Source organism: Aurantibacter crassamenti (assembly GCF_016811105.1).
Classification (GTDB): Bacteria; Bacteroidota; Bacteroidia; order Flavobacteriales; family Flavobacteriaceae; genus Aurantibacter_A; species Aurantibacter_A crassamenti.
This window is the reverse complement of the sequence record NZ_JAFBGM010000001.1, coordinates 1,729,008-1,752,134: the sequence shown is the minus strand read 5'-3', so window position 1 is coordinate 1,752,134 and position 23,127 is coordinate 1,729,008. Positions and strand designations below refer to the sequence as shown.

The window sequence follows — 23,127 nt, the reverse complement described above, 5'->3', positions numbered from 1 at the left end:
GAATACTAAAATAGTTAGCCTATAGCCTATAACATTTTACTTAATAATATTGTGGCTACAATCCAAAGTATGAGTGAGAGTATTCCCCCAATAATCAGAAAATGCTTGAAACGATAGTTACCTATACCATAGATTAGGGTATTGGTCTGATACCCAACTGGGGTAAAAAAACTAAAATTGGCGGCAAACATTATAGCGAGAATAAAAGGTTTAAAATCTAAGCTCATCCCCTGAGCTACCGAAATGGCAATTGGTGTCATAATAATGGCCGTAGCATTATTGCTGACCACACCACTCATAACCATGGTTACCAAAAACAATGTACCAATGACCATAAAATTTGGCTGCCCCACTAAAAATCCCAACAACTGTTTAGATACCCACATATCAGCCTCAGTATTATGCATTGCTATTCCTAATGGAATCATGCCAGCCAACAGAAAGAAAATCTGCCAATTTACCTTTTTGTAAACCGTATTCAAATTCAGGTTGTTGGTTAACAATAATAAACATACCCCAGTCAAGGCACTCAACATTATAGAAAGCACTCCTGTTGCGGCTAATGCTATGACCGCCAGTAAAACTGCCAACGAAAAGAATTTTTTAAAAGAAGGCGCTCGATTTATGGTTTCAAATTCTTGTAATAAAACAACATTTTCCATTGTCTCTAACGCATGCAGGTTTCGCCTTTCAACATCTACCAAAAGTCGGTCTCCTGGTTTTAGCGCTAGTTTATCCATACTGCTACGCACATATCTTTCTTTTAGATTGGTAAGAGTTTTTCTTTTTTTAATAGCAATAGGAATAGCATCCTGTAGCATGGAATGTCTCAAGTTACCAAGCGTTCTTCCAAGCAATACGGCTCCGGGAAGCATTAATAATTCAACAAAAATGCGCTCTTCTAATTCGTTTGATTCTAAATTGGTATCCTTTTCGGTTTGCAACGTGAATTCTGACAGATATTTATCCTCATTAATACTCAGATTTTCAGATTCGTTAAGGCGAGCCAGATTTTTAATATTGCACATTATTAAAAGTTCATCATCTATTTTGAGCGTTATGTATTTTCCTGGTGAATTATGTTCTCTATTGTTCCTTGTCAATTTCAAAAGTGATATCTCGGTGTTTTCGAACAAAAAAGTATTTTCTATTTGCTTACCAACTAGTTGAGAATCCTTATTGAGACGAATTGTAGTTATGAAGTTGTTGAGGTCATAATCCTCTCCAAGATTTTGGCCTTTTCCCCATGGCAACCATCTTAATGCAAGTGTTAGGTATACGATAGCGATTCCTAGAAAAATCAATCCTAGTAATGAAAACTCAAAAAACCCCAATTTCTCTACTCCTAAATTATTTGCTACAGAATTAACGATAAGGTTAGTAGATGTTCCCATCAAAGTACATGAGCCTCCTAGAATTCCGGCAAAAGAAATGGGCAATAATAATTTTGACTGCGGAATGTTGAATTTTTCAGAAAGCTGTTTGATTATCTTAATAAAAACAATTACAACTGCAGTTGTACTAATAAATGCAGATATACCTGCTGTTACAAACATAAATATTGGAGCCATAAAAAAAAGCGGAAGCGATTTTACCATTCCCATGCTTGAGGTCAACCAATTTATAACGCCGTTCTCCTCCATGGCAATAGCCAATATCATTAAGGCGAGAACCGCAATCGTGGCGCTATTTGAAAAACCGCTAATAGCCTCTTCAGGTGTAACTAATCCTAAAAGTGCTAAAGCCACAATAATAAAGAACGCGATTTTATCAACCGAGAATATTTCAAAAGCAAAAAACACTACTGTAACCAGCAATACTAAAAACACTAAAATTATTTCCGTAGTCATATACGTTTCATTAGCATTACAAAATCAACTCACTTTTTAATATTCAAATAATTAATATGCAACTAGAATAATTTCTCATACTAGCTACCAAATTCCTTTTTATAAATACGTACGATAATTAAAAAAAGGCTTATTAATAAAGGACCAAAAATTAATCCTATAAATCCGAATAAAGGTATACCCACAATGATTCCGATGAGCGTTATTAGTGGATGTACGTTGTCTAACTTTTGAAGTACATAAAGACGGATGAGATTATCAGTAGAACCAACTATAATGATACCGTACAATAGAATACTCCATGCCTGAAAAGTATGTCCGCTTGAAAGTGAAAGAATAAAAACAGGAATTGTTCCTAAAAGATTACCCACAAAAGGAATCATTGAACCAATACTCACAATAACCGCCCAAAAAAAAGAATTTTCGATACCGAAAATTAAAAAGCCAATCAATGCTACAATTCCTTGTGCGATAGCCACTAGTGGAATACCTAAAGCATTTGCACGCACCATTTCTCTGGTTTCGCTACCAATAATTTTCAAGTTTTCATCACTAATGGGTATATATGCAAACAAAGATTCGCGTAATTTTTTATGATTAGTCAACATATAAAATAGTAGAAAATACATGATAGAAACTGCAATAAAAATATTGAAAGTACTACCAACTAAGCCTTGCAGGTTTTTAGACAACCATTCTGATACTGCTGAAGCATCAATTTGAGAGGTCAGATCATAACCGAATTGATTCTCAAAATTTTGTAATTGAGTTTTAAATGCTGCTACTACCTTTTCTGAATTCTTTACCGCTTTATTTATCTTATTTCCCAACATGAGTATTGCCCCAGAAATAGGCAATAGTATAGCTAAAACCGAGGCAAACATTAACGTTGCCGCAGCCAGGTTGGGGTGCCATTTTCTTGCAACTAAAAAAGTCATGGGTTTATGTAAAAGAACATATAATGTTATGGCACCAAGTACACCTGAGAAATAAAAAACCATCTCCTTGAAAATTAATCCACCAATTAAGAGAATTAATAGGAGTACAAATATTTGGCGTATTATTTTTGGGGCTATTTGATTCATTGACAATATGCTTTGTTTTGAAAATTCTTGCGTAAATCTTCTTTTTCAGTTATACAAAACTTATTAAATCAATTGACTAAAAATACTTCATTCAATTTTTTTATTATCGTAAAAAACATGGTGAAGTTATATTCTAAATTTGTTTTTTCTTAAAGTAATTATCTTGTTTTATACTACAATGATTTTATTCAAATAGAAGGTATTTAAAATTGACGTAATTGCATTTTATAGCTTCTAATTTACTTTTAAAAAATTCCTTCTTTTAAGACTGGTTTTGATATAAGAAAAATTCTGAATACCAATTTACATGACCATAATTATGTACATTCTGCAGTGAAGAAAGCAGAACTCATCTGGTAATTTAATAGAATAACTCTGGCTGCAACAAGGGTAGATTTTGAAACTATTCAACCGCAATAATAGAACTCATTTTTAAAACTTAATTCTTATTCATATGTGCTTTTATGCAAATCATATGTATTTATTCTTTTAGCATCTTTTAATTCATAAAGCACCCAAGTATCTTTAGATTTTCCATCTTTTAGTGTCCAATTTTTGAAGAAAGACTAAGAGGATACATAGCTGCGCTTGAAGACAATAATATAGAGGTAGATAAAAAATTGATTATTAAAGGGAAGTTCTCAAAAGAATTTGGCTCAACATTCATAAGTAACTTAATCAAGAAAAAAATAAAATTTGATGCAGTATCTGCTGTAGAAGACTTTACAGCAATAGGTGCCTTGCTAGAGCTAAATAATAATATAAATGTATCTGAGAAGGTTGGTGTAATCGGATTTGCCAACGAGCCCTTTGGAGAATTAGTATCTCCCCAAATTTCCACCATCAATCAAAAATCAGACTTTATTAAATAAAATAATCTTAGACCCATTTCTTTTAGTAAGAGAATCAACGAAAAAAAAAGCCTAAAAATGGGTTATATTTGTTTCAATCATTTCTAATAATTTGGATAAAAAACAAACTACTTTAAAAGATATCGCTGAAAAGCTCGATGTTTCTATCTCTACTGTTTCAAGAGCACTGCAAGGCAATCCTCGCATAAGCCAACGCACAAGAGAAAAGGTTCTTGAGCTGGCCCAAGAGTACAATTATTTTCAAACCAAACATATCAATCCTTTTTCAGTAAATAAAATTAATGCTGTTGGGGTCATTGTACCTAGTATTAAATACCATTTATATGCAATGGCTATATCTGGAATTGAAGCAGTACTAGAACAGCATCAGAAGCAGATTATCATTTGCCAATCAAACGAATCTTATGCCAGAGAAAAAATATTGGTTAAAGAACTTATGGATATTGGTGTGTCTGGCTTAATCGTATCACTTGCAAGCGAGACTAAAGAATTTGATCATTTTTTAGAGGTAAAAGAAAAAAACACACCGTTGGTATTTTTCAATCGCCTTTGTGATGAAGTCGATTCTGACAAAGTAATCATTGATAATTTTAAGGCTGCATATGATGCCACGCAACATTTAATTTCTGTGGGTTGCAAACGTATCGCCTATATTGGGGGTCCGAAAATATTACAAATTAGCACCACACGCTTATTGGGTTATAAAAAAGCTTTAACTGATGCAAATATTCCGGTTAATGAAAAGTATATTGAATATGCTGATTTTACTAGGGAAGGAAATTTAAGTACTGCGAGAAAGTTACTCTATTCTCCAGAACATCCTGATGGAATACTAGCCTTTAGTGATCAAGTAGCAATTGGAGTGATGCTTGCGGCCAAAGAAAGAGGATTAAAAATGCCTGAGGATATTGCCATAATCGGCTTTAACAATGAGCCTGTAGATGAACTACTAAACCCTACATTAACCAGTATTGACCAACCCAGTTATGAAATGGGTGTTGCAGCTGCAAAATTGATTATTGAACGCATCGAAAATTTTGATAAACCTGTATCTCGAGAAGTTTTAAAATCGCAATTGGTAATCCGTAATTCCACAAACAAAAACAAAGCCTAAAAATTAGGCTTCGTCTTTAGTGAATTTTTATAGTAATGGTCTATTCAGTTTAAACTGAATTAATTTTATTTCAAACCTCCAGTAATCTCTTCCAATTTATCAAAGAAGGCCTTTTTTCTAGGTGAACTTATTCCCCAGTTTACTGGCACAGATTGGTAACCGTTATCAAAATCTTCATCTTTCATTCTAAAATCAAAGTAACCCCATGATGTATATGCTTTTACAGCTGCAACAAAATTATTCGAAGGCTTATCAAAATCAAAATGATCATCTTCATTAAATACTATAGGCATGGTACGATATGACGGCATTGCCCGTACTTCAGCAACCATTTCAGTAATTCTAGCTGGGTCGCCTACCCCATTTCCATGTAACAACACGTAATCAGATACAGCTACTACTTTATCTGGTGGAAGGGTGTTTCCGTTGAAACTTGTAGATACTATTAGGTTTGGTGCTTTCTCCTTTACTCTAGAAATTAATTCATGAATTCTATCTTGCCCAATAATAGCATGTTGATATGCCTTGTTATTTGATTCATTAGCTACTTCTAAAATTATGTTTCTATATCCTTTCTTTTGAATCCATGCTATAGTATTATCTACAGCAGCAATTACCGCATTTTCATCTTTTAAACGCTCATCTTGTCCAAAATAGAAAATACTGAGATTGACCACCATACCCAAGTCATCTGCCTTATCAATTATTCGCGCCATTCTTTGCGCAAAGGCCGCACGTAAAGTTCCATCCGATTCAAAAGCATTGTTTTCCCAAGGTTGCACACGTGAATAACCTTCTGGGCTACCGCCCTGAAAATTTATATTAAAGGCTAACAATCCTTTGGCATACCAATCACTCATAGCCGCTATAAATTCATCGGTATTACGATCAGCGTCCCATTTATTTGTATCAGGATATTTCCATCTGTCTACAGTTTCAGGATTCAGATCATCAAAAACACCTTGTACCATGCGTGAATTCATCAATAGTCCCTCTATACTATGGCCTTGCCAAGTTCGCCCTTTATAGGTCAGCTCACCATTAATTAAAAATTTGTCTCCTTTAATTGATACGACAGTTTTACTTGCTTTTTTATCCATCGAAAAGTCCTTACCAAAAGATATGGTATGAACAAATAATAAAAGCAGCGGAAATAAAATCAGTTTTTTCATTTAATACTAAATTAAATTAATGTTTCAATTTATATAACAACCGCAAATTACGTGCGGTTAAGATTCAATAACAATTTAAGATAACTATTACCCTGTTTCAGTATATGATTCGTACAAATCGAACCATCACCAGTTAGTTTCAAATACTAGTATTAATGCGCAATTTTTTGCTCATATTCAGAAATATTTAATCAATTAACCTGAAATTGACAATACAACTGCAATTATATTAATTATTTATCAATATAATTTTAAAATTTCAAAATAGGTTGAGCAAATAATTGTACAAAGTAATTTATTGAGTCATTCTTTTACAGACAAAAGCTAAATACTTGACATGATTAATTAAGGAAAATGAATTCACAATACAACTAAATCGATTTAACAATCAAAATCACATTCCAAGAAATTGATTACTTCTACAACTCAAAAAAATCAACTCAATTTAAAATGCGGTATTTAATTTTCACACCAAACAATCTATATAGACACAACATTTAGTTTACAAAAAATATGGTGATTTTCACATTACAAAAAATTTAAAATACTATTTACTAAGACAAACCTTTATTTTACAAAAATTCAACCTGCTATATTTTTTCAACAAATAAAGGGCTCAACTATTATTATGCAAATAATTGCACAAATTAAATATATAAAAATCAATTTTATTTCTTATAATTGATCAATTTGTATATATTTATGCGTTAATTTTAACTAATTAGCATTTCAACAACACAATTGTGCAAATTTGCGCAAATTAAAATAAAACACATACATTTTAGTAAAACATGGGAAAAACATACAAAATTGCAGTAGTCAATGGCGATGGAATAGGTTCGGAAATTGTTCCAGCAGGAGTTTCCGTATTAGATGCAGCAGCAAAAAAATTCGGATTTGAATTAGACAAAAAAGCCTTTTCTTTTGGAGCAGGTTATTTTAAGACACATGGCAAATTCATGGCAGACGATGCCCTTGAAGTATTAAAAGATTTTGATGCTATTTATTTCGGAGCTGTTGGGCTACCTGATGTGGATGACACTTTACCTGCAAAAGACTATACTTTTAGAGTCAGAACTTCATTTCAGCAATATGTAAATTATAGGCCTGTAAAATTGTTTCCAGGAGTGGAAAGTCCTTTACGATATAAAACAGAAAAAGATATTGACTTTGTGGTAGTTCGCGAAAACAACGAGGGCGAATTTGTGCAAAGCGGTAAAATTATGCACCCAGATAAACCTGGCGGAATGGCTATGGACACGAGCATATTTACACGATTTGGAATCGAACGAATCGCTCATTACTCATTTAAGTTAGCTCGCAAAAGAAACAAAAAAGTTACCAATGTAACTAAGTCGAATACATTAATTAATAGCCTAGCCTATTGGGATAGGGTAATTGCTGAAGTAGCTCAGGAATATCCTGATGTTGAATATAGCAAAATGTATATCGATAATGCCTCAGCAAGTTTTGTATTGCGTCCTGAGATTTTTGATGTAATCTTAACAACGAACCTTTTCGGTGACATTCTTTCTGATTTAGGAGGAGCAATCATGGGAAGTTTAGGCCTTGGTGGAAGTGGAAATATTAATCCTGAAAAAGATTTCCCTTCCATGTTTGAACCAATACATGGCTCTGCACCGGATATTGCGGGACAAAATATTGCGAACCCAATCGGACAAATTTGGTCAGCCTCTATTATGTTAGAACATTTAGGCGAAACCGAAGCAGCGAAAGACATAATGGCGGGCATTGAAGCCACTACTGCTAAGGGTAATTTAACTAAAGATCTTCGTGGCACGGCCACAACGTCTGAAGTAGCTCAGAGTGTAGTCAAATTTATTGAAACATCATAGATGGTAACAACCTATAGACAATGATCGGCAAGAAAATCATAGACCTTACAATGTTAGTCGACAACAGTATTAGCGGCGTATCCATAGAACAAGCAAAAACTAAGGATGCGGATGGATGGAATGCAACCACACTTCATCTGTATTCGCATAGTGGCACCCATATGGATGCACCGCTTCACTTTGAAGTCAATAATCAAACTATAGATAAAATTCCTGTGCACCGTTTTATTTCAGAGGCATGGGTGGTTGACCTTACCAATATTCAACCTAAAGAATTAATCACAGTTACCCATTTAAACTCCATTTCAGATGTAGTTGAAAAAGGGCAAAGCATTCTTTTAAAAACGGGTTGGAGCAAAAAAGTAGGCACCGATGAATATCGAAATGCCTTACCTCGAATTAGTTCAGATTTAGCCCATTGGTTAGGCGAAAAGGGAATAAATATGTTAGGAATTGAACCTATTTCAGTAGCAGATGTCAATAATTTGGAAGAGGTTACAGAAATACACACCATCTTAATGAAGAACGACATTATTATCGTCGAAGGCTTAACTAATTTGAATGAAATTTCAAAAAATAAAGTAACTCTTGTTGCACTACCATTAAAGATTGGAAACGGAGATGGCGCACCAACAAGAGTAATTGCAATAGAAGAATAAAAATGTTAGACCAAGAAATCAAAATCGCGATTGAAAAAGCCCAACAAGGGCCTGGTCAACTATTAGCTATTCGTGAAGAACTAGCAAGCAACCCAAAGACCATTGTCATCTTAGATGATGATCCTACAGGCACACAAACTGTTTCAGGAATTCCGGTAATTACAGAATGGACAAACGAAGTGCTAGAGCATGAATTAAAAAATAGTTCTGTATTCTTCATTTTAACAAACTCAAGAAGCCTACAAGCTACAGAAGCCGTAGCATTAGGTAAATTAATCGGAAAACGATTGCAAGATTTAGCTGCTAAATTAGATAAGAAGTTGCTAGTAATCAGCAGAAGTGACTCAACCTTGCGTGGACATTACCCATTAGAAGTGGATGCCTTGGTTTCCGGAATGGGACTTTCGAATGCAAAACATATGTTAGTGCCCGCATTTTTTGAAGGCGGTAGATATACTTTTAACGATGTTCACTTTGTTAAAGAAGGCAACTCTTTTATTCCCGCAGGAAAAACACCTTTTGCCAAAGACAATACATTCGGCTACGAAGCTTCTGATTTAAAAGATTGGATTGCAGAAAAATATGATGGAAAACTACCGAAGCACACTATAGCTTCAATTCCATTAGAACTACTTGAAAACCAAAAAACAGAAAGTGTTGTTGCTATATTAGAATCAAATGCAACGCATCTTGTCGCAAACGCTTTAAGTAAACAACATTTACAAACAATAGCGCTAGCATCTTTACGCACTTCCAATCACATTATTTTTCGAACAGGTGCTTCATTTATTAATGCTATTGCAGGTATTGAACCTAGAACCCTATTAAGCAAAGATGAGCTTTTAGGTAAATCAACCAAAAATGGAGCCTTAATCGTGGTAGGTTCATATGTACCAAAAACAACCGAACAACTAAATTATCTTTTAGAAAAATCAGAAGCACGCTTTTTAGAACTAGAGGTGAAAAATGTTGAAAATGCAATCGCTTTCCAGAACGAAGTGCTGCGCGTAAGCAAAGAAGTTAATGATGCCGTTAAATCTGGTTACGATGTTGTTTTATACACAAGCAGAAAGGTTGTTTCTGGCAAAACCAAAATAGAAAGTCTAGAAATAATTAACCGCATATCAAACGGAGTCACCCAAGTTGTTAAAAATTTAGAACAAAGACCAAGATATATACTTGCTAAAGGTGGTATCACCTCAAGCGATATTGCCACCAAAGCATTAGCGATAAAAAAAGCGATGATTATGGGGCAGATACTGAAAGGAATTCCCGTCTGGAAATCTGGCCAAGAAACTAAATTTCCAGACCTAAGTTATATTGTTTTCCCAGGTAATGTCGGCGAAACTGATGCGTTACATAAAATAGTGAAATTATTAAAATGAGCAAAACCAACTATCTCCCTAGGCGTTATTTTATGATTGCTGGTACTTTTCTACTGGCACTATTGCTCTATGTTGACCGAATTTGTATTTCAGTTGCCAAAGAACCAATTTCTGAAGCGCTCGATCTAAGCGACAAACAAATGGGCTGGGTGTTGGCAGCATTTTCATTAGGATATGCTTTTTTTCAAACACCTTCAGGCATGCTCGTTGACAAGTTAGGAGCTCGTAAAGTATTGGCAACCATCGTGACAATATGGTCAATTTTCACTGCCTTTACAGGGATGGCTTGGAATTTTGTATCACTACTTATTGTTCGTTTTTTGTTTGGAGCTGGTGAGGCTGGAGCTTTTCCGGGAATGTCAAGAGCAATTTACAGTTGGATACCTTTAAAAGAGAGAGGCATTGCTACAGGTATTAATTTTTCTGGATCACGACTCGGGGCAGCTTTTGCACTTCCTGCAGTTGCTTGGCTTATTGACGCTTTCGGCTGGCGCACTTCTTTCTTTGTTCTAGGCGTAATAGGTATAATTTGGGCTATAGCTTGGTACTTATTATTCCGCAATAACCCAGAAGATCACGACGGTATTTCTAAAGAAGAAAAAGAACTCATTATAGCCACCCGTCAAGACAAAGAACCCTCAAGTGCAAAAGAAAAATTAAATTTTGGTCAACTCTTGAAATCAAAAAATATGTGGTTGGCCATGGGGCAGTATTTTGCAAGTAATTTTACTTTCTTTTTTGCGCTTACTTGGTTATTCCCACACATAAAAGGAGAATATAATCTTGAAACTGTTGAAGCAGGTTTTTACACCGCTATTCCTCTAGTTTTCGGTGCTTTTGGAAACTGGTTTTCCGGATGGCTTATCGATAGAATATTCAAGAATGGAAAGTGGGATCGTTCACGAATTCTACCAGCTTCTTTAGGATTTTTATTAGCTGCAATAGGTTTGCTGGGAAGTATTTATATGGACACTGCCATAGGGGCGATAATCTTTTTAAGTATTGCCATTTTTGGTGCTGATATGACGCTTCCACCTTCATGGGCATTTTGCGTAGACATTGGTAAAGAACATTCAGGCGCAGTTTCAGGAACCATGAATATGGCAGGTAATATTGGTGCATTTTTAACAGCTTTAGTTTTTCCATACATATTAGCATGGACCGGAAGCACTACTTTATTTTTTATTCTAGGAAGCATCTTAAATATTATAGCCATTTTATTTTGGTTCAAAATGAAACCACATAAACATTTTTTAGCCTATTAATATGAAAAAATTAAGAGGAGTTTGTATCGGTACAGGATATTTTAGCCATTTTCAATATGAAGCATGGAATCGTTTAGATGGGGTTGAGATTGTCGCGGTTTGCGGAACCTCAATAGCCAAAGCTCAAGCTATTTGCGACCAATATAAATTTGAAAAAGCATATGATAATCTTGAAGTGATGCTTCAAACTGAAAAACCTGATTTCATAGACATCATTACTCCTCCAAATACCCATCTACCATTTTGTCAATTAGCCATAAAGCACAATGTTCATATTATTTGTCAAAAACCATTAGCGCCAACTTATGAGGAATCACAACAGATAGCGAAATCTGGCGCAGAATCGAACATTAGAATAATGGTGCATGAAAATTTTAGATTTCAGCCTTGGCATACTGAACTTAAAAAACTTTTGAACCAAAAAGTTATTGGAAACAAATTGCATACTATCAATTTAAGAATGCGAATGGGTGATGGCTGGCAAGAAGATGCTTATATGAATAGACAACCCTATTTCCGCGAAATGGAACGCTTACTAATTTATGAAACTGGCATTCATTTCATTGATGTATTTAGATATTTGATAGGCGAGGTCACACAAGTAAATGCCAGATTAAAAACCTTAAACTCAAATATTAAAGGGGAAGATTTTGCGTGGGTAACTTTCGATTTTGAAAACGGTGCACTTGGTTTTATTGATGCTAGCCGTTACCACGAAAGCACAGCTAAAAACGCGAGATTGACTTTTGGTTATTGGCAAATTGATGCTGATGGCGGAAGCCTTCGACTTTATGAAGATGGAAAAATAACAATACAGAAATTAGGTAAGCCTGAGCAAACACATTTATACACATTTAATGATATTGGTTTTGCTGGAGATTGTGTTTTTGCTACTCAAAAACATTTTATCGAATGCTTACAGTCTAATCAGCCTTTTATGACAGATGTGTCTATTTATCTTAAAAATATTGGCATCCAAGAAGCCATATACGAGTCAAATGAAAAGAAAATTACGATAAACACTAATTCAAAACTAGTCAAAGATTTTAATAAATAATCGAAAATAATTACCTATAAAATAATTTAACTAATTATATATCAATTTATTAATCCCAATCAAATAATTTTTATTTTATATTCTTATTAAAGAAAAAGACTTTTATAATCTAATTTAAATTGTAAATGATAGTTACAATTTAATCGACCCAGTTAAGACTATATTTTAGTTTAATTAACTATAGTCCAATAACTTAATTAAGTTTCAAGCTCCCACAAAACGAAGCTTTCTTACAGAATTTTAATTTCAACCCAGAACATTGCATAATACATGTATGCCCTGCATTATGTACGTTAAACGTAAATTAAAGAAACAAATAATAACGTATAATAACGTTAATACTAAATAAAACATCTTTAATAATTAATAAACGAAAATGTTTTGTATATTTAAATAATTTATAATCAACCAAACTTCATTTTATGAATCAAAAAAAACTTAATTACAACTCTAAGACTAGAGGAATTTATTGGGGAATGATTTTAATGGTACTGGTATCATTTAATTCATTTGCCCAATCTACTGTAACAGGAACCGTTACAGATGAATTTGGGGTCGCGTTGCTAGGAGCAACAGTTATTGTACAAGGCACCTCTAATGGTACAGTAACAGATTTTGACGGAAAGTATTCAATTGCTGTTTCTGATGGCGCTTCGCAGCTAGTTTTTAGCTACGTAGGTTTTTTAACGCAAACGATTGAAATTGGCGGGAAATCAGTAATTGATGCTACAATGGAACCCGATGCGCAACAACTTTCTGAGGTTGTCATTGTTGGTTATGGTACTCAATTAGAATCGCAAATAACGGGTAGTATCGGAAAAGCCGATACTGAAGAAATGGCGAGAGTAGCAAGTCCAACTGTTGGTCAAGCCTTACAGGGTAGAGTTGCTGGTGTTTTTATTAAAAATCAGAATGGTCAACCAGGATCAAACAAGACTAATATTAGTATTCGTGGATTTGGAACACCATTATATATTGTAGATGGCTTACCAGTTGATGAATCGGTTTTTTCATCACTCAACCCTAATGATATAGAAGAACTAAACGTTCTTAAAGATGCAGCATCTGCTGCTGTTTATGGAGCAAGGGCTGGTAATGGTGTTGTTTTAGTTACAACTAAGAGGGGTACTTCTACTGGTGATGTTCAATTCTCTTATAAAGGAGACATTGGTTTTCAGGGAATCACATTTACGCCCGAATCTGTTGATTCATGGGAGCACTTTGCTTTGATAAATATGAATGATCAAGATAATGGTCGTGCTTTTACTTGGGCGCCTGAGACAGTTCAGGCATTCAAGGACAATCAAGGGTTAGATGATGAAAATTATCCCAGTGTAAATATGTATGAGGAGGTTATCCGAAATAATGCTCCGATGGCGACTCACAACCTATCTCTTAGAGGAGGGGGTGAAAATGTGCGTTATTTTATCTCGGGTCAATTATTCGAACAAGAAGGTCTTGAGCAAAATGTTTTTGGTGGTAATGACACAAATTTTGAGCGGTATACTATTCGTGGAAATTTAGATGTTAATGTTACTGATAAATTGGATGTTAATCTAGACATGAGCTATATCAGACAAGACTTCATTGGACCGCGAAACCAATTTGAAGGTACAAACTGGTCACAAGGACAAGGAATTTTTGCGCGTAGTTTGCGCTGGCGTCCCTTTCATTCTATTGTAGAGCTACCTGGTGGACATCGTGATTTTCCAAGAGGTGCAGATGCAGGGCAAACCGTAAACCCTTTAAACTTGGCAAGCGCGGATATTGGTGGTTCTCAAGAGTTTCAGAATCAGTTTATTGATATTAAGCTAGGCACTAAGTACCAGCTTACTAAAGGGATAAGCACGCGAGCTATTTTAAACTACCAAACTCGTAATATCCAGAATAAATTGTTTCAAAAAACAGGTGATGAATATCGTTACAATACTGACACTATGGAGCATGATCGTGTTCGCGCACTTAATGCCGATACAAGGGTTGAAAAAAGAAATGATCAATTCGCTAATATAAATTTTCAATATTTTTTACAAGGTGATCATAAAATAGGAGAGAAACATACCATAAAAAGTATGTACGTGTTTGAATTCATTCAGCAAGATTTTGAAAGGGTTGAAGCTAGCCGTATTAATTATGAATTCCCTATTTCACAATTAAGTGCTGGACCACCAAGTCAGCAATTAAATAGTGATGATATTTCTATAAGTAAAAGAATGGGTCATATCGGTAGAATTAGTTACAACTATGACGATAAGTATTCACTAGAGGTAAGTGCAAGGTATGATGGTAATATAAAGTTTCCGTCAGAGACTAGATGGGGGCTTTTCCCTTCAGTATCAGGGGCATGGAATATTTCGGAAGAATCGTGGTTTGACAATGCAGACTGGTTACGAACATTAAAACTTAGAGCTTCATGGGGTCGACTTGGGTTTGATGGTGAAGGAGACTTTCAATTTTTATCAACCTATTCATTTAACGATTTTATAATTTATGATGGAAATAATCTTAGAAGAACAATTGTTAGTGATGGCCTAATAAATCCACAGATTACCTGGGAAAAAATGGACATCATAAACTTTGGCTTAGATTTTAATGTATTTGATGGAAAATTAGAAGGTAATGTTGATGTGTATCAAAGACATCGCTTTGATGTTTTAGGTCAACGTCTATTAGAAATTCCACCAATAGTAGGTGCAGATTTGCCTCTACAAAATTTCCAAGAATTTAAAAATAAGGGAATTGAATTAGGTTTACGTCATAGCAATAGAATCAACAATAATTTTAATTATTCAATCGGTGGTAATATCGGATTGAATGAGGAAATTATTGAGAATACAGATGAACTTGATTTCATTAACAAGGAGGCTGAAAGACGTCAAAAGCAAATCGGTCAGAGATCAATTAATGGAGGTCGAGATAATGTGAATAGATTCTATTTGGAAACTGACGGACTTTTCTCATCTCAAGAGCAGATTGATAATTGGGCAGATATTGATGGAAATGGAAACCGTTCAATTCAGGTAGGAGATATAAGACCTATTGATCGAAATAAAGACGGAAGAATCACCGATGCTGATAAGTACTTAGCTACCTCTGGTACTACACCTAGATTAACATATGGTCTTAATACACGTATTGCGTGGAAAGGCTTTGAGCTTTCATCTTTTTGGCAAGGAGCATCTAAATTCGCTTGGAACTTAACTTGGAGTGAGTATGAAAACCCATTCCCGTCTGGTGGTACAACATTAGTGCATCATCGAGATGACGCTTATGTTCCAGAAAACCAATTTGGGCTTCCTGCTGTTAGTGCAGCAGATGCGAGATGGCCAAGAGCATCTGGTAGAGTTAATGCCGATTATGATACGTATTTGATTAATGGGGCTTACTTAAGATTGAAACAATTGCAATTTAGTTATACGTTCAATTCAGATTTTATTGATATGTTGAATATAAAAAGGTTGAAAGTGTACGCAGGTGGTACCAATTTAATAACGTTCTCAGATTTAGACTTTTTAGATCCTGAGATTGATGAAGATCCTGCACAGTTTTTTGGTAATTACCATCCACAAACACGTGTGTATAATTTTGGTCTTGAAATTGATTTCTAAAATGAAATTATGAGAATAATGAAAATAATTTTCTTAACTATGAAAAACATAAAAAAATTGAATAAACTGATAACCCCATTACTAAGTTTACTTGTGGTTTTAATGGCTTCATGTGATTTAGATGAGAGTCCAAAGGATCGTGTAAGTGGCGAAGAGGTATTTCAAAGTGAGGGTTTTGCAGATGCATTAGCTGGGGATTTGTATGCGCAATTTCCATATACAGGCTTTGATGATTTTGATGGTAAGCTCGGTCATAATGATTTGGGAACTGAACGGGTAGATTTGAGCGCTTGCCTAACGCATGGTGGCATGACTAATACTGCTGATTGCGAAGGTTTCTGGGACTATGAGTTCATAAGAGACATGAATGTCTTTTTAGAGAATCTTGCGGGATCTGAATTATCAGCAACCTATAAAGGTCGTCTAGAAGGTGAGATTAGAGCCATGCGAGCTGCAGTCTATTTTAAAATGCAAAAGAGATATGGTGGCGTACCGTTGGTAGATGTAGTGCTTGATCCTTTTGAAGAGGTGCCTAATGAGTATAGAGTACGAAGTACCGAGGAGGCTATAGCTGATTTTATAGATAGTGAATTAGCGGCAGCAGCAGTTTTAATGGCTGCAAATGGAGATAATACTGATCAAACAGGTCGTTTTAATCAATATACGGCATTAGCGTACAAAGCACGGGCCAATCTTCATGCGGCTTCAATTGCAAAATTTGGGGTATTAAACGCTAATAGTTTAACGGGTATTCCTGCAGGTAGAGCAAATGAATTTTACACAAAAGCAAGTGCAGCTGCACAAGCCGTAATTGCAGGACCTTATAGTTTGTTAACTGGTGGTGACCCAGTTCAAACCTATCGCAATATTTTTATCGAAGATTCAAATTCTGAAATTATATTCGAAAGAATATATAATGGTAATCAAATCGGGCACAGTTTTGCACATCAAAATCAACCAACACCTTTCTCAGAAGGACAGGGCTCGGAGTTGAATCCTACATTAGGACTTGTAAATTATTATGAAAACTTAGATGGCACTTTTACTTCCCCGGTTTTAGGAGAGGGTAATTTATACGCTACTGGTCGTGGGCCATGGGAAGATAAAGATCCTAGATTGCATGCATCGGTATTATTTGAGGGGGATATTTACGCTGGTAATATTGTAGAACTCTATGAAGGGATAGATAATGGTACCGAAATTATTTCAGAAGTTGGGGTTTTAGTTGGTGATAAACAATCTGTAGGATCAGCCAGTAGAAGACAGGAAAATCAATTTTGGCCGTCCACTGGTTTTTTACTTCATAAATACGTATCACCAACTCCGGTTATACCCGCTGGTCTTGATAGTAACAACTGGAAAGAGTTACGATTAGGGGAAATGTACTTAATAGCAGCAGAGAGTGAATTTGAAAAAGATGCATCTGACGCGGCGGCGGCGGCTGAATGGCTCAATTACACAAGAAATAGAGCTGGGCTTATGAACATAGAAGATACTCCAGGAGGAATAACACGTGAACGTATTCGAATAGAGAGAACCAGTGAATTAATTTATGAAGGTCATCGATGGTTTGATACACGAAGATGGAGAATTGCTGCTGATGTGTTAGATGGACAAACTGTACAAGGAGTTCGTGTTATTTACGATGATCCTTCAGGACAGTACTATTTCCTTGTGATTGATACTGAGTCGAGTCAGCGTCAGTTTCGTCCAGAGCATTATTACAATCCTATAACGCTGGGCAGAATTGAAGCGCAATCAGAATTAGTAGAGAACCCTGGTTACTAAGGGAGTGTTATTCTAAGTTTTACAATTCTATTTAAAATTATAAATATGAAATTAATAATAATGAAATTAAATGCTATAGCAACAAAAGTAAATCTGAGCGTGGTTTTGATGGCGCTTGGAGTAACCTTTTTAACAGGTTGTAGCGAGGAAGTCAAAGATTTTGGATTTACTGGTCAAATCAGTGGAACAATTCTAGATCAAAATGGAAATCCGGTAGCGGGCGACGCATCAAACGCGGAGTTAACTGTGTTTCTTTTAGGAGAAGAGGATCGAGTACCTCTAGAACTAAGAGTTAATAATGATGGAACTTTTACCAATACTGAACTATATCCTCAATCATACACTTTAACAATAACTGGACCAATTGATGCTCCTGCTCCTCAAAATGTGGATCTTACAGTTGGAGCTGTGCAAAATGACATCACAGTAACACCTTATATTGTGGTTGCAGAACCATCGGCTACTATTTCTGGAAGTAATATTTCAGTGAGTTATAGTATATCTCCTAGTACAGGACATTTAGTAGATGAAATTAAGGTGCTAGTTAGTACGGTTAAAAAAGTGGGTGTAAATACAGGTAGTGGTGCTAGATGGCAAACACTAGAGGCAAACCCAGTTGACAATTCAGGAACGGCGGTTGTAGCTCTTGATACAGATTTTTTAGAAGCTGTTGAAAAATGGGGTGATGGCGCGATAACAGTTCGTATTGCTGCAAAATCTGATCAGACATCAGCATGGAATTTAAGCCTTCCAATTGTTGTGGATCTATAGTCTTTCTTTAAAATAACTAATCGATATAGAGAATAAAACCTTTAAGGATTTATTCTCTTAGATTTTAATTTGCAAAGAATCACTTATAAAAAAAGCAGTCTTTTTAAAATAACATACCGATTAAAAAACACTTAACTAATAGTTTTTGACATTAAGCAAATAGTAATTTATGTATAAAATATTTTTATTAGGAATTAGTATATTTTTCCTTTCATTTTTTTTAATTATCAGCAATACAGCAGTTGATAAAATAAATAGTTCAGGTGATTTAGCAATAGCAAACAAATCAATTGAAACCGATAACCGTCTTACGGAGCAAGTTGACACTACAGTTGTTGAAATGAAAACTGACGGTATAAAACTTGGTTATTCAATAACAGAAATAAAAGCTAAAGCTGGCGACATCGTGCTGATTCGCTATGTCAATAATAGTGATATGAATCACAATATTGTATTGGTTAGAGAAGAAGCCGATATACGACCTGTAGGTATGGCTGCGCTTCAAGCGGTATCAAGTGATTGGATTCCTCAAAAAGAAATGAAACGCATAATTGCATACAGCGATTTAGCATACTCTGGAGATACTATTGAGTTTTGTTTCAAGGTACCACCACCAGGAATCTACCCATACATATGTACCTATTCAGCACATTGGACACAAATGCAAGGACGCTTAATCTCAACAGAATAAAACCTTTTCGGATTTTCAGTTTTTGAACCGATAAAAATTAGAATTACATAACAAAAATTAATAGTCAATTAAATTATCCATTATGATTACACGATATAAAATGATAAGTCTAACCTATAAGTTCCGACACTTTACAGCTTTGTTACTTCTCGTATTCATCATGTGCCCTACAGTTGAAATATTAGCTCAGGGTAGCACTAAAAAAATTGAATTTAGAACCCATATTATTGATGACAATTTAATTGGTGGCGCCTTTTCAAATACCGGTATGGCAGATATGGACGGTGATGGAACACTCGACTATATTATGAGTTCAAGAGGTACGAAAAAAATATATGTATACAAGTTTCATGAGCCAGGTCATTGGTCTAAATATATAGTTGGCGAAAACCCACCTACCGATGCTGGTGGCACTGTGCTTGATGTAGATGGTGACGGACTACCAGACTATGTTGTGGGCGCTGCTTGGTACCGTAATTCTGGAGATTTAAACACGCCTTATGAGCGAATAATATTTGATGAAAGTATTGTTAATGGTGGTATTCATGACCAGGTTGTATCTGATGTAAATGGTGATGGTAAAATGGATGTAATAACAATGTCTGATAAAAATAATCTACGTTGGTACAACATCCCAAAAAACCCAAAAAACGCATGGGAGAAAAACGATATTGGCACACCAGTACATGGCGGTGTAGCTCCAAAAGGATTTGGTGATCTTGATGGAGATGGTGATACTGATGTTGTTCGTACCGATGTTTGGTTTGAAAATGTAAATGGCAAAGGCACAAAGTGGAAGCAACATGATTTAGGACCTTTTATGCCATTACCAGAAGGAGAGCCTGGTTTTGCAGCAAATGCAGCTAGATCTTGGGTTGAAGATATTAACAAAGACGGTCGATTAGATGTTGTGCAAACGGTTGAAGAAATGCGTGCTGGTAGAATATGGTGGATGGAAAATCTTGGTCCCGATAAAAATGGTACCATTCAATGGCATCGACATGAAATTGCTGGAGCCGATAGAATCATGGGCGGACTTCACTCTTTAGGTGTGGCTGACTTCACAGGTGATGGTATACCAGATGTAATAACAGCTGAGCAAGATTGGCAACGTGCCCGCCCAGGAGCAAATGGTGAAGAAAATCCACGCTATTTCTTATATGAAAATCTTGGTGTTGGTCCATCTTGGTCCAATAACCCCACTGTTGAATGGAAAGAACATGTAATTGCAGATGTAAACCTAGGAGGACATGAGGTTGTATTCGGAGATGTTACTGGTGATGGTATGCTCGATATAGTTGGAAAACCATGGAGCCCATCAGACAATAACGCGTTAGGTGGAAAAGCTTTTGTAATATTCTTAGAGAATAAATCTGTACTTGATTAACCTATTACAACGCAAACTAAACAGCAGTATTTTAAACCATTTTTAAGTAAAATTTTTAGTTCTTAATTGAGAAGGAAGAAAATACTTGCAATAAGTTAAATGATTAATGCAATTGAATTAATGAACTGCACTCTAAGAAACAATACATATTTAGTAAAACAACTTTTGCTTCGTTCAACATTCGTGTTCATAGTAGGCTTAAGCTCATTTGTACAAGCTCAGGTTCAGACTTCTGATATTCCTGACAATATGAATGCGATGAATCATGGGCAATTTGTCACCTCAACTATTGCTGATGACCCAACAACAACTAGTAGCATTTCAGTTCACAAAGGCATCGCTGTGCGTGTTGGAAATAATCCAAAGGCAGTAATGGTTTTTGACACAGATTTGCTACGCGTCTCTAGCGCTTGGACAGGTAGCTTTCTTTATTGGAATATGGATGAACGTAATGGCCTTGAAGATTGGCCAACACCAGACGGTTTCACGCATTTTGAAACAGGTAAATCAACAGGTTGGTCTTTAGATGGAACATTTGATGACCCAAGAACATGGCCATATGGCCCAATCAAAAAAGAACGAGGCAAGTATAAAGGTCTGTACATTAAAGATGAAAAAGTCCTTTTTTCATACACTGTTGGTGAGAGTGAAATTTTAGAATCGCCCGGTTTTCAACAAGTCGGTTCACATGCTGTTTTCACTAGAGCATTCAATGTGAGTCCAACTGCTACAGAAGAAGCTTTGTCTTTACGAATTTTACAAGCACCTGAAGGGGCAACCATTGAAGTAAAGCGAATCTCCATCTCAAAATCATATGTAAAAGTTAAGGTTGGAAATAACACCCGTGTGATCGGTTTACAAGGTGCTATTGATGATGTAAAATGGAGAATAAAAAAACGACATCTCATCCTTGATCTACCTAAGTTAAAACAAGCCGTTCAATTCAAATTAGCTATTGGTCCGATTATATCAGGAGAAGAATCAGATTACATGAAAACCTACTTAGAACAAGCTTCGGATATTGAGAATCTTTCTGAACTTAAAAAACCAGGAGCAAATCAATGGGAAACTTTGGAAACAAAGGCTGTAATGGGAAAAGAAGACGGGCCATTTACCGTTGATGAACTTACGCTACCTGTACCTAATCCATGGAATTCATATTTACGATTAACTGATGTAGATTTCTTTTCAGATGGCCGTGCTGTTGTTACTTCAATAAGTGGTGATGTTTGGTTGGTTGATGGTATTAAAGACAATTTAAAAACGCTTCGTTGGCAGCGGTATGCTACGGGTCTTTATCAGCCTCTCGGAGTTAAAATTGTCGATGGACAGGTTTACGTTACCGGACGTGACCAGATAACACGTTTACACGATGTGAATAATGATGGCTTTGCAGATTATTATGAAAGTTTTAATAATGATCTTATGGCTTCTACTAATTTTCATGCTTTTACCATGAACTTGGAAACCGACTCTGAAGGAAACTTTTATTTTGCAAAATCTACTCCCTGGCCACCCTATGTTCGAGGTGAAGGTTTACCAAAGAATGATGAAATAACACCGCACCATGGTGTGCTTTTCAAGTTATCTCCTGACGGCGAAAATCTTGAAATGATTGCTAAAGGACTTCGAAACCCCAATGGATTAGATATCAATTCTGATGGAGAAATGATTTATTCAGATAACGAAGGAAATTGGGTACCAACAAGTAAAGTTCATAGAATTAAAAAAGATGGCTTCCATGGTTTTATTCCATCTGCTCACCAATCCGATAAACCTGATTCATTCGTTCCGCCTATAAGTTGGCTCCCTCACTATATGGATAATTCCCCTGCGAAACCTATGTTCATAACTAGTGATCAATGGCCTAAAGAATTACAAGACGATTTAATATTAGCTTCCTATGGTCGAGCTAATCTTTCTTTGATTTTAAAAGAAGAAGTTGACGGCATTTGGCAGGGCGCACATTTAACGCTTCCCTACATATTTAAATCAGGACTTGAACGCGGTCGATTTCATGAAGATGGTAACTTATATGTTACCGGAATGACAAGCTGGCAATGTATTGGTGAAGATTGGGGTTCTTTTCATCGAATGCGATATACCGGAAAACCTCTAAATGTACCTGTCGCGATTAATACCAAAGCAGGTGGAATAGAATTACGCTTTAACCAAAAGTTAGATACTAAAACAGCTAAAGCCATTGAAAATTATGAATTGAAAAAATGGACTTATCCATGGACAAGGCAATATGGAACCCGTGGAAAATTATATTCTGTAGATAAACCAGGTACAACTAAACCAGATCCGGTAGAAGTTACATCCGTTCGTTTATCTAAGGATAAAAAGTCTGTATTTCTTGAAATTCCAGATTTAAAACCAGGTGCTATGAACACATCTTTAGGTACAATTGAAGAATTACCCGAAATGATTGAAGCCTCACTTGGACTAGTAATTTCAATTAATTACCAGATTAAAACTGATGACAATTTAGAGTTAAATCATTTTATTCATAAAACAATCCACAGGGTACCCACCAAAGGATTTGATGAATAAATCAAACATGA

At 35.6% G+C, this 23,127-nt stretch carries 16 protein-coding genes; 13 read left to right on the top strand and 3 right to left on the bottom strand.

Annotated features, from left to right (window positions below):
* Positions 1-26: 26 nt before the first annotated feature.
* Together JQC67_RS07045 and JQC67_RS07040 are read right to left on the bottom strand one after the other, a co-directional pair.
* Positions 27-1,850, bottom strand: a complete 1,824-nt coding sequence (locus tag JQC67_RS07045) for an SLC13 family permease (protein WP_203252123.1) — start codon at positions 1,848-1,850, stop codon at positions 27-29.
* An 80-nt stretch (positions 1,851-1,930) separates the two neighbouring features.
* Positions 1,931-2,935, bottom strand: coding sequence for an AI-2E family transporter (locus JQC67_RS07040; protein WP_203252122.1), 1,005 nt, complete (start codon positions 2,933-2,935; stop codon positions 1,931-1,933).
* 551 nt (positions 2,936-3,486) lie between these two features.
* Here JQC67_RS07040 and JQC67_RS07035 point away from each other — a divergent pair.
* Positions 3,487-3,807 carry a substrate-binding domain-containing protein gene (locus tag JQC67_RS07035; RefSeq protein WP_203253212.1) on the top strand — a complete coding sequence of 107 codons (321 nt, stop codon included), beginning with the start codon at positions 3,487-3,489 and terminating at the stop codon, positions 3,805-3,807.
* 91 nt (positions 3,808-3,898) lie between these two features.
* On the top strand, positions 3,899-4,921 hold the full coding sequence (locus JQC67_RS07030; RefSeq protein ID WP_203252121.1) for a LacI family DNA-binding transcriptional regulator: 1,023 nt from the start codon (positions 3,899-3,901) through the stop codon (positions 4,919-4,921).
* Between the two features lie 65 nt (positions 4,922-4,986).
* On the opposite strand, the gene JQC67_RS07025 is transcribed toward JQC67_RS07030, so the two are convergent.
* Entirely contained in the window at positions 4,987-6,093 is a 1,107-nt protein-coding gene (locus tag JQC67_RS07025; RefSeq protein WP_203252120.1) for a hypothetical protein, read from the bottom strand.
* Between the two features lie 791 nt (positions 6,094-6,884).
* Between JQC67_RS07025 and JQC67_RS07020 the strand changes: the two genes are divergently transcribed.
* From JQC67_RS07020 to JQC67_RS06970, 11 genes are all read left to right on the top strand, one after another.
* Positions 6,885-7,949, top strand: a complete 1,065-nt coding sequence (locus JQC67_RS07020) for an isocitrate/isopropylmalate dehydrogenase family protein (RefSeq protein ID WP_203252119.1) — start codon at positions 6,885-6,887, stop codon at positions 7,947-7,949.
* 20 nt (positions 7,950-7,969) lie between these two features.
* Positions 7,970-8,608, top strand: a complete 639-nt coding sequence (locus JQC67_RS07015) for a cyclase family protein (protein ID WP_203252118.1) — start codon at positions 7,970-7,972, stop codon at positions 8,606-8,608.
* Between the two features lie 2 nt (positions 8,609-8,610).
* Positions 8,611-9,993 (top strand): four-carbon acid sugar kinase family protein, encoded by a 1,383-nt coding sequence (locus JQC67_RS07010; RefSeq protein WP_203252117.1) that lies wholly within the window; start codon positions 8,611-8,613, stop codon positions 9,991-9,993.
* Positions 9,990-11,258, top strand: a complete 1,269-nt coding sequence (locus JQC67_RS07005) for an MFS transporter (protein ID WP_203252116.1) — start codon at positions 9,990-9,992, stop codon at positions 11,256-11,258. The genes JQC67_RS07010 and JQC67_RS07005 overlap by 4 nt, the downstream gene beginning before the upstream one ends.
* A 1-nt stretch (position 11,259) precedes the next feature.
* Entirely contained in the window at positions 11,260-12,315 is a 1,056-nt protein-coding gene (locus tag JQC67_RS07000; protein ID WP_203252115.1) for a Gfo/Idh/MocA family protein, read from the top strand.
* A 422-nt stretch (positions 12,316-12,737) separates the two neighbouring features.
* Positions 12,738-15,923, top strand: a complete 3,186-nt coding sequence (locus JQC67_RS06995; protein ID WP_203252114.1) for a SusC/RagA family TonB-linked outer membrane protein — start codon at positions 12,738-12,740, stop codon at positions 15,921-15,923.
* Between the two features lie 39 nt (positions 15,924-15,962).
* On the top strand, positions 15,963-17,711 hold the full coding sequence (locus JQC67_RS06990) for a RagB/SusD family nutrient uptake outer membrane protein (protein ID WP_203252113.1): 1,749 nt from the start codon (positions 15,963-15,965) through the stop codon (positions 17,709-17,711).
* A 45-nt stretch (positions 17,712-17,756) separates the two neighbouring features.
* Positions 17,757-18,482, top strand: coding sequence for a carboxypeptidase-like regulatory domain-containing protein (locus JQC67_RS06985; RefSeq protein ID WP_203252112.1), 726 nt, complete (start codon positions 17,757-17,759; stop codon positions 18,480-18,482).
* Between the two features lie 169 nt (positions 18,483-18,651).
* Positions 18,652-19,173: a plastocyanin/azurin family copper-binding protein gene (locus tag JQC67_RS06980; protein ID WP_203252111.1), complete on the top strand. Its 522-nt coding sequence runs from the start codon at positions 18,652-18,654 to the stop codon at positions 19,171-19,173.
* An 82-nt stretch (positions 19,174-19,255) separates the two neighbouring features.
* Positions 19,256-20,560 carry an FG-GAP repeat domain-containing protein gene (locus tag JQC67_RS06975; protein ID WP_203252110.1) on the top strand — a complete coding sequence of 435 codons (1,305 nt, stop codon included), beginning with the start codon at positions 19,256-19,258 and terminating at the stop codon, positions 20,558-20,560.
* A gap of 99 nt (positions 20,561-20,659) precedes the next feature.
* Positions 20,660-23,116, top strand: a complete 2,457-nt coding sequence (locus JQC67_RS06970; RefSeq protein ID WP_203252109.1) for a DUF6797 domain-containing protein — start codon at positions 20,660-20,662, stop codon at positions 23,114-23,116.
* The last annotated feature ends 11 nt before the right edge of the window (positions 23,117-23,127 follow it).